Origin of the sequence: Achromobacter agilis (assembly GCF_900496965.1) — a bacterium.
Lineage (GTDB): Bacteria > Pseudomonadota > Gammaproteobacteria > Burkholderiales > Burkholderiaceae_B > Achromobacter > Achromobacter agilis.
Window position 1 is genome coordinate 163231 of the sequence record NZ_UFQB01000005.1, and the last position, 12600, is coordinate 175830.

General features: G+C 67.4%; 9 protein-coding genes. 5 read left to right on the forward strand and 4 right to left on the reverse strand.

Translation table 11 applies throughout. The features are described 5' to 3' along the window. Nucleotide 1: 1 nt before the first annotated feature. A complete protein-coding gene (locus AGI3411_RS08195) occupies nt 2-673 on the reverse strand; it encodes an ankyrin repeat domain-containing protein (RefSeq protein WP_129526883.1) in 672 nt (223 codons plus the stop codon). Between the two features lie 116 nt (nt 674-789). On the opposite strand from AGI3411_RS08195, the gene AGI3411_RS08200 reads away from it, so the two are divergent. Next, a complete protein-coding gene (locus tag AGI3411_RS08200) occupies nt 790-1665 on the forward strand; it encodes a LysR family transcriptional regulator (protein ID WP_129526884.1) in 876 nt (291 codons plus the stop codon). Here the strand turns inward: AGI3411_RS08200 and AGI3411_RS08205 are convergent. Next, a complete protein-coding gene (locus AGI3411_RS08205; protein WP_129526885.1) occupies nt 1646-2851 on the reverse strand; it encodes an amidohydrolase family protein in 1206 nt (401 codons plus the stop codon). The two genes, AGI3411_RS08200 and AGI3411_RS08205, sit on opposite strands and share 20 nt — an antisense overlap. 625 nt (nt 2852-3476) lie before the next feature. Here AGI3411_RS08205 and AGI3411_RS08210 point away from each other — a divergent pair. The 3 genes from AGI3411_RS08210 to AGI3411_RS08215 all read left to right on the forward strand — a co-directional run bounded on the left by AGI3411_RS08210 (nt 3477) and on the right by AGI3411_RS08215 (nt 7900). Continuing rightward, entirely contained in the window at nt 3477-5168 is a 1692-nt protein-coding gene (locus AGI3411_RS08210; RefSeq protein WP_129526886.1) for a sodium:solute symporter family protein, read from the forward strand. Between the two features lie 27 nt (nt 5169-5195). Beyond that, the gene (locus tag AGI3411_RS30345; RefSeq protein ID WP_244240286.1) at nt 5196-5318 is read left to right on the forward strand and encodes a putative transporter small subunit; all 123 of its coding nucleotides are present in this window, start codon (nt 5196-5198) and stop codon (nt 5316-5318) included. Between the two features lie 104 nt (nt 5319-5422). After that, a complete protein-coding gene (locus AGI3411_RS08215) occupies nt 5423-7900 on the forward strand; it encodes a heavy metal translocating P-type ATPase (RefSeq protein ID WP_129526887.1) in 2478 nt (825 codons plus the stop codon). Nucleotides 7901-7926: 26 nt separating this feature from the next. Here AGI3411_RS08215 and AGI3411_RS08220 read toward each other — a convergent pair whose 3' ends face one another. Continuing rightward, nucleotides 7927-9465, reverse strand: coding sequence for an argininosuccinate lyase (locus AGI3411_RS08220; RefSeq protein ID WP_129526888.1), 1539 nt, complete (start codon nt 9463-9465; stop codon nt 7927-7929). 246 nt (nt 9466-9711) lie between these two features. Here AGI3411_RS08220 and AGI3411_RS08225 point away from each other — a divergent pair, with 246 nt between their 5' ends. Next, the gene (locus AGI3411_RS08225; RefSeq protein WP_129526889.1) at nt 9712-10920 is read left to right on the forward strand and encodes a benzoate/H(+) symporter BenE family transporter; all 1209 of its coding nucleotides are present in this window, start codon (nt 9712-9714) and stop codon (nt 10918-10920) included. Nucleotides 10921-10999: 79 nt separating this feature from the next. Here the strand turns inward: AGI3411_RS08225 and pdxR are convergent, their stop codons facing one another. Next, entirely contained in the window at nt 11000-12535 is a 1536-nt protein-coding gene (pdxR, locus tag AGI3411_RS08230; protein ID WP_129526890.1) for a MocR-like pyridoxine biosynthesis transcription factor PdxR, read from the reverse strand. Between the last annotated feature and the right edge of the window lie 65 nt (nt 12536-12600).

Here is a 12600-nt window from a genome sequence, read left to right on the forward strand (position 1 = left end):
TTCAGCCCTTCGCCCCAACGGCTTCCAGCAAGCGCGCGACCTCGGCCTGGCCGCGTTCGCGCGCATGTTTCAACGGGGTCACGCCCTTGCCGTCCGCCAGGTTGACGTCGGCGCCGGCCTCGATAAGCCGCTTCACGATCGCCTGATGGCGCGTGCCGCCATCACCCAGGATCACGGCCTCCAGCAGTCCCGTCCACCCCAGGTTATTCACATGGTCCGGATCCACGCCGGCCAGGATCAGCATGTCGACGACTTCGACGTGCCCGCGCTCGCAGGCGGGAATCAGGGCCGTGCCGCCATAGCGGTTGGTGCTTTTCAGATCCGCGCCGTGCGCCAGCGTCATCGCCAGGATCTCGCGGTAGCCGCGAGCGCCCGCAAGCAGGTAGGCGCTGTCATGGATCGCATTCTTCGCGTTGACGTCGGCGCCCGCATCGATCAGGGCGCGCGCGGCCTCCACGTGGTTGCCCTGGGTTGCGCGCAGCAGCGGCGTATTGCCGCCGCCGTCGCGCGTCTCCAGCGCGGCCCCTTGCCGCAGCAGCGACTTGACGCTGCTCGCGTCGCCGTCGCCCGCCGCCGCAAGCAGCGCCGCATCCGGCCCGGCGGCGGCAGCTCCGCCCCCCACGCTCAGCAGAAACGCCGCCAGCCAGATGCGGCATGCGCCAAAAATAGGCATATCGAAATCTCCCTTGATAAAGCGTCTCCGAACCGTCCCGGGCACGGGTCCTAGTATGGCGATGCGGCGCGGTATTATGAAATTAATTGGCTTAATGAAATTCAGTGGGAGTTGCAATGCTTGATCCGGTCCTGCTGCGCAGCTTCGTCACGGTTGTGGACACGGGCAATTTCACCCGGGCGGCCGAGTACCTGCACCTGACGCAATCCACCGTCAGCCAGCACGTGATCCGCCTGGAAGAAAGCCTGGACTGCCGGCTGCTGGACCGGACTCAGCGCCACGTACTGCCCACTGAGGAAGGCGAGCGCCTGCTCGGATATGCCCGCAGCATTCTCCGACTGGCCGAGGAAGCGCGCGAAAGCGTCGCGGCCGCGCAGGCGAGCGCGGTGCTGCGACTGGGCGCGCCCGAGGAGTTCATGGGCGCCACGATGATGCCCACGATCGCATCCGTGCAGTCGGCCTACCCGCTACTGCGCGTGGAGGTCGAGGGCGGCCTCAGCCACGAACTGCTGCGCAGCTACCGCGAAGGCGAGCTGGACCTGCTTCTCGTGAAGCAATGGGAGGTCGACGCGGACTGCCATGCGCAATGGCCCGAGCCTCTGTGCTGGATCACAGCTGTGGATTCCCCGCCGCCCGCGCCCGACACGGCCGTGCCGCTGGTCGCCTTTCCCGCGGGCGCGCTGTACCGCCACGAAATGACCGCCATGCTGGAAACAGGCGGAAAGCCGTGGCACGTGCGCTTCTCCAGCCCCAGTCTGCCCAGCCTGGTCTCGGCAGTCGCGTCGGGGCTGGGCATCAGCCTGTTGCCGGCCGTCTGCGTTACCGCGGAGCACCGCGTGCTGACGGCCGAAGAGGGCTTTCCCGCCCCCGGCGGCCTGCGCCTGGCACTCTATGCGCGCTCGCGGCTCAGCGACGCAGGCCTGGCCTTGCGGCGCGCGCTGGAGGCCTATTGCGAACTGCGCGCCGGCAAGGTCACGCCGCCGGCTGCTTGACGGCCCCGGCGAAGAACCCGGGCGCCTCGCCCACCGGCTCTCCCTTGCGGAACAGGAAGCGCTGCGCGGGCGCCGCGGCGACGGCGGCAGGTCCGTTGGGCGCGGGCAGCGCCACGAAAGTGGCCTCGTTGCCCGCCTGCAGCCCATAGCCTTCTAGCCCCAGCACCGCCGCCCCCGCGTGGGACGCCAGGTCCAGCGCCGCCAGCAGTTCGGTGTCGGTGTAGAAGCCCGAGCGGTAGCCGATCAGCATCGCGCGCTGCAGCATGTCGCCGTTGCCGTAGGGCCACCAGGTGTCCTGGATATTGTCATTGCCGGCGAACACCCGCACGCCCGCCTCGCGCAGGCGCAGCACCGGCGGGAAGGCCCGGTCGCCCGGCGCGTTCGTCATGATCGCCACGCCGGCGTCGGCGAGCTTGCGCGCCACGTCGTCCAGCGCCTGCGGCCCGACGTCGCCCAGCGCATAGGCGTGGCTGACGGCGACGCGTCCCGCCAGGCCCAGGGTCTTGGTGCGCGCGGCGATGCGGCCTAGCTGCTCGACGCCCGGCATACCGGGTTCGTGCAAATGGATGTCGATCTTGGCGCCCAGCCGGTCGGCAATGCCGAATACGCAATCGAGCTGCCCGTCGGCATCACCATCGAGCGTGGCGGGATCGATCCCGCCCACCACCTCCGCGCCATCGCGCACGGCCGCTTCCAGTAGTTGCGCGGTGCCCGGACAGGACATCACGCCGGCCTGGGGAAACGCCACGAGTTCGATATCGACGATGCCGCGCCACTTCTCCCGCGCCGCCATAACGGCGTGCAGGTTCGCCAGCCCCGTGGTGGCGTCCACGTCAACATGACTGCGCATCGCCACGGTGCCGCAGGCCGCGGCCTGCGCGATGAGCGCGTCGGCGCGGCCTTCGATCGGCGGCGCGTCGGCCAGCTCGCGCTTCTCGATGGCCAGCCGTTCCCGCAACGTGGCCGCCGGGCGGTGCGGATGCCAGCGGTCGCCGACGAAGCTCTTGTCCAGATGGATATGGCCGTCCACGAAGCCCGGCAGCACCAGGTGGCCGCGCAGGTCGATTACCTCCACGCCGGAAGACGGCGGTGCGTTCCCGACCGCGAGGATGCGGCCGTCGCGGACGGCCAGGGTTTGGGGATTGCCGTCGGCCCCGACGGCATTGATGAATACGCGGTCTGTCATGGTTCGCCTTCGTCTTGCGGATGGCCGCGCGGCGCGGACGCCGCCGCGTGGCCGTCAAAGCCCGATACCTTATCGAAGCGCGGCAACGGCGGCCAATTAAGTGTCGCGATGCCAGCCAATGGGAATCGCAATACCCGCCAGCGCGCCGGCCGCAGGCTGGACTCGAGGCGGGTATGGCCCTATACTCCGTGCTTGCTGTAGTTCACCACGCATGCCCGCCAGCCGACGTACGTCACCCGGGGGCATCCGTCACAAGGCCGCGCACAGCGGCCCGGCGTGTAACGCCGAAACACCACAACCCAGCCCTACCGGCTGCGGAACAAATTTTCCTGCCTACCAGGCAGGGCCATCGCTCACCGCATTGAGCAACGTCTAAAGAAAAAAAGCGTTCGGCGCAATGCGGCAGCAAGACACCTATACGGTGTGCATTGTCGCTGTCCGGCCGAGGGAGCCGCTTACCGCCTCCTCGCCGGGCAGGCTCGCGATCGCGCCTGCCAGGGCGCGCTCGTCTGGTGTTTCGGCTACGTCATCGGGGTTTGCCGCCCATCGCATCCCGCGGAAACGGCCTTCATGCAGCCATGACTGTCAATCATGAAAACGCTGCCAAGGAGAAAGGACGAAGACGATGCAAGAGACAGAATTCTTCCAGCTATCGGCGACCACCGCCATCCTGCTACTCGCGGGCTTCTACGGCGCGACGTTCCTCATGTCGCTGTTCATCGGCGAAAAGAACGAGAACGTCGACGGCTACATGGTGTCGAACAACGCGGTCGGCTTCGGCCTGTCCACAGCCAGCATGATCGCCACCTGGATCTGGGCCGCATCGTTCTACGCCAGCGCCACCTCGGGTTACAAGTACGGGCTGTCCGGCCCCTTGCACTACGGCTTCTGGGGCGCGCTGATGATTCTCTTCATCTATCCCTTCGGCAAGCGGTTCCGCCAGCTTGCGCCCAAGGCCCATACGCTGGCCGAGGTCATCCATGCGCGGCACGGCACGTCCAGCCAGATGATCATGGCCGTGTCCAACATCGTCGGCAGCTGTATCAGCCTCATGGTGAACTTCACCGCCGCCGGCGCGCTGGTCTCGATCCTGAGCCCGCTGACGTTCATCCAGGGCGTGCTCATCGCCGGCCTGGGCGTGTTGTCGTACACGCTGTGGTCGGGTTTCCGCACGTCGGTGATGACCGATTTCGCGCAGCTCGCCGCCATGATCATCGCCGCGGTCATCATCATCCCGCTCATCTTCTTCAACGCCGGCGGCCCTGACGTGCTGCAGGCCAACATGTGGCGCCTGAACGCCGAGCAGGCCGACTTCTATTCCACCAAGGCGATCCTGGAACAGGGCGCCCCCTACTTCGTCGCGGTGCTCGCCTACGCCATCGGCAACCAGACGATCGCGCAGCGCCTGTTCGCCGTCCGCGAAGACCTGATCAAGCCCACCTTCCTGACCGCGACGGTCGGATACGGCGCGGTGGTGATCGGCCTGGGCATGCTGGGCCTGCTGGCCCTGTTCGTGGGGCTCGAACCGGCCAACGGCGACATGAACAACATCATTCCGCAGATGGCGTCGACCTATCTGCCGCCCTTCGGCATCGCGCTGTTCTTCCTGCTGGTGGTCGGCTCGCTGTCCTCCACCGCGGACTCCGATCTGGCGGCCCTGTCCTCCATCGTCATGACCGACATCTACGCCAAGAACCTGTCGCGCGGCCGCCCGAATCCGCAACGCATGCTCTGGTGGGGCCGCGCCACCATGATCATCGCCACAATGGTCGGCGTCATCTTCGCCAGCCTGCGGCTGGACATCCTGGTCATGCTGGTCTTCGTCGGCGCGCTGTGGGGCGCCATCGTCTTCCCCGTGATCGCCAGCTTCTACTGGGACCGCGTCGACAACCGCGCCTTCGTCTGCTCCGTGCTCAGCGCCGTCGCGCTGTTCGCCGTCGTGCGGTTCGAACTGATCCCCATCGAAGGCATCGTCGCGGTCTTCTTCGAGATCTGCGCGGCCATCGGCGGCGGCGTCGTCCTGGGTCTCATGACGTTCGGCTTCTTCGGCCGCAAGGCGGCGATCGCCGTAGGGGCGGCGGGCATGGCCGTCATGCTGCCCATCTTCGTGGGAACTCTGCGCGAATACATCGTCCTGTTGGGCTCCCTGACCGCCTACGGCGTCAGCGCGGCGGTATGCACCGGCCTGAGCCTGCGCAACACCCGGCGGTTCGATTTCGCCCTCCTGGCCGACCGCGTGACCTCGTTCCACCGGGAACAGGAAGCGCAGGCCCAGGCGGCCGCTCCGCGCCCCATCGCCCAGCCCGCCAAAGGCTGACCCATCCACGCGAACAAGGAGACCGATATGTGGTTAACGTTGTATTTCCTGGTCTGGCCGGCCATCTCCGCCTTCATCCTGGCGCTGCTCTGCGTGACCCTGTGGCGCGACATCCGCGCCGCGAAGCGCAGCGGCAAATCCATGATCTGACCCCATAAAAGCGGCCGGGCCAGCCGGCCGCTTGACCTTGCCATCATTGGAATCTTTATAGTGGGATCCATCAGTCGGAAATTCCCAGTTTTCAAGGAGCGGCAATGAGTTCCAGCCCAGCAGACAGCATCGCGATCAGCCTGCCCATCGAAGGCATGACCTGCGCCTCGTGCGTCGGCCGCGTCGAAAAGGCGCTGAAAGCCGTACCGGGCGTCGACAAGGCCAGCGTCAACCTGGCCACCGAGCGCGCCGACATCACTTTCGCCGGGGCGCCGGACGTGGCTGCCGTGGTCCAGGCCGTGCAGAAGGCCGGCTATGCCGTCCCCGAAACGGGCATCGAACTGTCGGTCACCGGCATGACCTGCGCGTCATGCGTGGGCCGGGTCGAAAAAGCCCTGAAGGCCGTCCCGGGCGTGAGCGGCGCGACGGTCAACCTCGCCACCGAACGCGCCCACGTCACGGCCGCGGGCGGCGTCGCGGCCAGCGCGCTGATCCAGGCGGTGGCGAAGGCGGGCTACGAAGCCCGGGTGCTCTCGGGCGAATCCGGCGACACCGACGCCGTGGCCGAACGCCAGGCCGCCGAGCTGAAAGCGCTCAAGCGGTCGCTCACCATCGCCACGCTCTTCGCGCTGCCCGTGTTCATCCTGGAAATGGGCGCCCACATGGTGCCGGCCTTTCATCACCTGATCGCCGAGACCATCGGCACGCAGAACAGCTGGTATCTCCAGTTCGCGCTGTCCACCATCGTGCTGTTCGGCCCCGGGCTGCGCTTCTTCCAGAAGGGCGTTCCGGCGCTGCTGCGCGGCGCGCCCGACATGAACTCCCTGGTGGCGGTCGGCACCTCCGCCGCCTATGCCTATTCGGTCGTCGCCACCTTCGCCGCGGGCCTGCTTCCCGCCGGCACCGTCAACGTGTATTACGAAGCCGCGGCTGTCATCGTTGCGCTGATCCTGCTTGGCCGCTATCTGGAGGCCCGCGCCAAGGGCAATACGTCCGAAGCCATCAAGCGCCTGCTCGGCCTGCAGGCCAAGACGGCCCGCGTCGTCCGCAACGGCGCGGCCGCCGAAATCGCCATCGAGGAAGTCGTCGCGGGCGACGTGATCGAGGTCCGTCCCGGCGAACGCATCCCCGTGGACGGCGAGGTCGTGGAAGGCAGCAGCTTCATCGACGAATCCATGATCAGCGGCGAGCCCGTGCCTGTCGAGAAAACGCCGGGTTCCGAAGTCGTGGGCGGCACCGTCAACCAGAACGGCGCGCTGACGTTCCGCGCCACCAAGGTCGGCAACGACACGTTGCTGGCGCAGATCATCCGCATGGTCGAGCAGGCGCAAGGCTCCAAGCTGCCGATCCAGGCGCTGGTCGACCGCATCACCATGTGGTTCGTGCCCGCGGTCATGGCGGCTGCCGTCCTGACCTTCATCATCTGGCTGGCGTTCGGCCCCGAGCCCGCGCTGACCTTCGCGCTGGTCAACGCCGTGGCGGTGCTGATCATCGCCTGCCCGTGCGCGATGGGCCTGGCTACGCCGACCTCCATCATGGTGGGCACGGGCCGCGCCGCGCAGATGGGCGTGCTGTTCCGCAAGGGCGAAGCGCTGCAATCCCTGAAGGACGCCAAGGTCGTGGCCGTGGACAAGACGGGCACCCTGACCAAGGGCCGCCCCGAACTGACCGACCTGATCGTGGCGCCGGGCTTCGAGCGGGCCGACGTGCTGGGCAAGGTTGCCACCGTCGAAGCCAAGTCCGAACACCCCATCGCGCAGGCCATCGTGGACGCGGCCCGCGAACAGGGCATTGCCCTGGGCGCCATCTCGCAGTTCGAATCGATCACGGGCTTCGGCGTGAAGGCCATTGTGGACGGCAACCGGGTCGAAATCGGCGCCGACCGCTACATGCGCGAACTGGGCCTGGACGTGAACGCATTCAGCGCGGACGCCGCCCGGCTGGGCGACGAGGGCAAAACGCCCCTGTATGCCGCGATCGAGGGCCGGCTAGCCGCCATGATCGCCGTGGCCGACCCCATCAAGGAAACGACGGCCGCCGCCATACGCGCCCTGCACAACCAGGGCCTGAAAGTCGCCATGATCACCGGCGACAACCGCCGCACCGGCGAAGCCATCGCCCGCCAGCTTGGCATCGATGAGGTTGTCGCCGAGGTGCTGCCGGGCGGCAAGGTCGAAGCCGTGCAGCGGCTGAAGCAGGAATACGGGGCGCTCGCGTACGTGGGCGACGGCATCAACGACGCGCCGGCCCTGGCCGAGGCCGACGTGGGGCTGGCCATCGGCACCGGCACGGACATCGCCATCGAGGCCGCCGACGTCGTCCTGATGTCGGGCGACCTGGGCGGCGTGCCCAACGCCATCGCCCTGTCCAAGGCCACTCTGCGCAACATCAAGCAGAACCTGTTCTGGGCGTTCGCCTACAACGTGGCGCTGATTCCGGTCGCGGCCGGCCTGCTATACCCGGTTAACGGCAGCCTGCTGTCGCCGGTGTTCGCGGCGGGCGCGATGGCCCTGTCCAGCGTGTTCGTGCTCAGCAACGCGCTGCGGCTGCGCCGCTTCGCGCCGCCCTTCTCGGCCGCCTGAGGCTGGGGCCGGCGGCCCCGCCCCTCTTACTGGCCTTTCTCCTTCGGCGCGCTGGCCACCAGCGCGTCGAATTGCTTGTCCAGCTCGGCCAGCGAATCGCGGATGTGCGCGCGGCGCGCCTTGATCCAGGCATCCTGCGATGCAAGCTGCGCGCGCGCCTCCTTGATCATGCGGTCCATTTCGGCCGGCTGCGGGCCCCCGCTGGTGGCGCGGTTCTTCACGATGGCCACCGGATCCAGGGTGGAGCGGAACTCCGCCTCGCTCATCGGCAGCTCCGCGCCGTATTTCGAATCCTTCATGGCATCCGCGTAGATGCGGCGCGCCTGCTCGTAGGGAAAGTCCAGCGGCTTGATGTTGTTGGCCTTGGCGTAGGTCACGACTTCAGACGCGAAATGGTGCCCGTCGCGAAACGGCAGCTTGTACTTGCGCATCAGCACGTCCGCCAGCTCCTGCGAGGCCGTCCAGTCGCTGTTCAGCTCTTCGAGGGCGCGCTCCGGACTGATGACCATGGCCTTGAGCACCCGGTTCCAGCGCTTCAGCGCCGAGATGCCTGCATCCACCATGGCGGAGTTCTGCTTCACATCCTTGGGATCGCTCATGCCCGGCGTGATGTTGTGCGTCTGCACGACCGGCCCCATGGCCAGGGTGACGGCGGTCGACGCGTCGCTACGGGTGTCGTTCAGCAACCCGGGATTGCGTTTTTGCGGCATGGCGCTGGACACATAGGTATTGCCGCCGCCCTCCTCGAGCAGGATCCAGGGGCGCGGCTGCGCATACTGGGTCATCACGTCTTCCACGAAATTGCCGGTGCGCAGCGCAATGCTGGTGACGATGGACGCCACTTCGACGGGCTGGTCCATCGACGAAATCTGCGAGGCGTCGTAGGCATTGTCGACCAGGGCCTCGAATCCCAGGTATTTCGCCATGCGTTTGCGGTCCAGCGGCCAGCTCGTGCCGTTGAGCACCGTCGTGCCCATCGGAGAACGGTCGATGCGGACGTAGGCCTCGCGGATGCGCTGGGCGTCCCGGGCGAGCCCTGCCGCCTGCCCCAGCAGGTAATGCCCATAGCTGTTCGGCTGCGCGGCCACGCCATTCGTGTAGTTCGGCACGATGGTGCCCGCATGCCTGGCGGCCAGTTCCACCAGGGACGTGGACGTGGCGTTCAACTGATCGGCCAATTCCAGCAGCTTGTCGCGCAGGATCGCGCTGCGGTAGGTCGCGTGCATGTCCTGGCTCGACCGCCCGGCGTGCAGCAGCGTCACATCCTCGCCCGCGGCCTTGATCAGCAACGGCTCGAAGGTGATGACGCTGGCGGGGCGCTTGGCGCCAGGCTGATTGCCATCGTTGATCACCTTGGCCACACCGGCGGCCAGGCGCGGCGCCATGGACTTGTCCAACAACCCCTCGTCCGTGTTGATGACGGCGGTGGCCTTGTTGATCTCGCCCAGCCAGAAGAACGGATCGCGCGGCACCGGGGCCGGCGATTGCGCCTGCTGAGCCGAGGCGGCCTGGGCGCCGAGCGACAGGGCAAGGGCGGCGCCCAGGGTGGAAAGTAGATGTCTCATGGCCTTCTCGTTATAGGGGGGTGGGGGAAAAACAGTGTATCGGCGGGGCCACCCGCGGCAAATACCGGATTTCACGGAGTCGGCCGCAGCTAGGCCGCAGGCATCGGAGAAAATCCCTTGCCCCCTTCAAAAGCGGTCTGCCCATTGATCCCAATGTGGCATGAACCAACCGACCGCACCAATCCTAGACTTCCCCTTCGCCCCCTGGCCGTTCAGCCGGGTTTTCACACAAACGCGGAGTGAATCATGAATGCATCGCCGGCCGGCCTTCGACCCGCCGATTTCTTTTCCCCCACCATCGCGGCGCTGATCTCGGTGCTGGTGAACTATGGGGGGACCTTCGTCCTGGTGTTCCAGGCCGCCGAGCTTGCCCAACTGTCGCCCGCCCAGACCGCGTCCTGGGTCTGGGCGGTATCCATCGGCGTGGGCGTCACGGGCGCGCTGCTGAGCTTGCGCTACCGGGCCCCCATCATCACGGCCTGGTCGACGCCCGGGGTGGCCTTTCTTGCCACCGTGATGCCTTTCACGCCCTACGGAGAAGTCATCGGGGCTTACGTGATTTCGGCGCTGGGCTTCATCGTGCTGGGCCTGTCCGGCGCCTTCGACAAGCTCGTGCGCATGATCCCGGGCGGCATCGCCGCCGGCCTGCTGGCGGGCATCCTGCTGCAATTCGGCGTCAATGCCTTCGGCGGCGCGAGCGTCGATCCGGTGCTGGTGATCGTGCTGGTGATCTCGTATGCGCTGCTGAAGCGATTCACATCGCGTTTCGCGGTGGTCGGCATTCTCGTCATCGGCGTGGGCCTGCTCATCGCGCAGGGCCGGATCGATTTCTCGGCGATCCACCTCAGCCTGGCCGCGCCAGTGTTCGAAATGCCCCGGTTCTCGCTGCAGGCCCTGCTGGGGGTCGCGCTGCCGCTGTTCGTCATCACGCTGACCGGGCAATACATGCCGGGCATGCTGGTGCTGCGCAACGACGGCTACCAGACCAGCGCGAACCCCATTCTTACCGTAACGGGCCTCGGATCCCTGATCATGGCGCCCTTCGGGGCGCACGCCTTCAACGTGGCGGCCATCACCGCGGCGATCTGCACCGGCAAGGACGCGCACGAGGATCCCGCCAAGCGCTACGTGGCGGGGCTGGCCTGCGGGCTGTTCTACATTCTGGTGGGCACCTTCGGCGTCACGCTGGCCACCCTGTTCATGGTGCTGCCCAAGGCGTTCATCACGACGCTAGCTGGGCTGGCGTTGCTGGGCGCCATCGGCGGCAGCCTGGCGAACGCCATGGCCGATACGCGTACCCGTGAAACCGCGCTGATCACCTTCCTGGCCACCGCCGCCAACGTCACGATGCTGGGCGTGGGCGGGGCGTTCTGGGGGCTGGTGGCGGGCCTGACCGCGCACCTGCTTATCCACGGCGGCCAGCCCCGGCTGGCCGGCAGCCCGGCCAAACCCTGACGCCCCCGCGCCCCCGCCCGCCCCGCATCTCCCATACAGGAACGGCCATGAACGGTATCGCCCGGCGCTTTCCCCTGCCTTACTGAGACCGCGCCGGGCGGCGCCCCCGGCGCGGCGGCGGCTTGCTGCCCAGCGCGTTGGCCAGGCGCAGCATGGCCGCTTCGATCTCGTAGGCCGTCAGCGAGGCGTACCCCAGCAGCCAGCCCTGCTTCCGGTCTTCGCCGGCGTACAGCCGGCTGAGGCCGGGCAGTTGCAAGCCTGCCCCCGCCGCCCGCCGGATGGTCTCCTCTTCCGACCATCCGCGCTCCAGCAGGCAGGGGATCTGCAGCCCGCCCGGCGGCCGCGCGGCCGTCGCAATGCCGCCGAGATGCCTGCCTATCGACTCCAGCAGCGCCTCCCGGCGTCCCGCATAGAGCTTGCGCATCGCGCGCACGTGCGAGTTGTAGTGGCCATCTTCCATGAAACGCGCCAACGTCAGCTGAAGGATCTGCGGCGTGTGGCCGTCCATGATGCTGCGCGCGCGGGCGAACGCGCCGACCAGCTCCTGCGGCAAGGCCATGTATCCCATCCTGAGGCCCGGATAGAGCGTCTTGCTGAAGGTGCCCAGGTAGATCGTCCGCTGGTGCCGGTCCAGGCCCTGCACGCACGCGGTCGGCAGGCCGTCGTAGTGGAATTCGCTGTCGTAGTCGTCCTCGATGATCCACTTGCCGTTCGCCGCGGCCCAGCCGGTCAGCTCCAGGCGGCGCGCCAGCGACAGCGTGGCGCCCGTCGGATACTGGTGCGACGGCGTCACATAGACGCAGTTGGCGCCGCTGCGGTCCGCCTTCAACAGATCGGTGCGGATGCCATGAGCGTCGACGTCGACGGGGACGATCCGGGCCTCGGCGGATTCGAACGCCTTCCTGGCGCCGAAGTAGCCGGGGTTCTCCATCAGGATGGGTTTGCCTGCGTCCGCCAGCAATTGCGCGCACAGGAACAAGGCCTGTCGCGTGCTGCTCAGGACCAGGATCTGCGCCGGGGCGACCTTGGCCCCGCGCTCCAGGTTCAGGTAGGCGGCAATGGCCTTGCGCAGCGGCTCCGCGCCTTGGGGATCGCCGTGCAGCAGAACGCTGGCGCGGTAATCCTTCAGCACCTGGCGCTGCAGGCGCTCCCAGACGTCGATCGGAAAATTCCGGGTCTCGGGCAGTCCGGTGGCGAACGCCTTGATCGATTGCTGGTCGGCGACGCCGCCGCTCTCCAGAATCGCCCTTCCGCGCCGGCTCAGGCCCGCCCCAGGCTCCGCCGCGCGGCTTTCCGGCTCCGTTCTTGCGCGCCGCCGCGCCGCCCCGCGCAACTGGATTCCCACCGAGTCGGACACGTAGCTGCCCGAGCCCTCGCGGCGGACGATGTAGCCATCGCGATGCAGTTGCACATAGGCGTTTTCGACGGTATCGCGGGCAACGCCCAGCGACTTTGCCAGCACGCGGGTCGCGGGCAGCTTCGCACCCGGCTCCAGCGCGGCGTCGAGAATCAGCGCGCGCAGCGCCCGCTGGATGCGCTGGTTCAGGTCCAGACGCAGGAAATCCGCGTCGTTCAAGCGCATCTTCAGCGTCTCGAGCTCGAATGTCTTTGCCATGCGGTCTGCCCAATTGGGTAAAACTGGCCTGCCAGGACCGGCCATTCTATCCGTAGCCTCCGGAA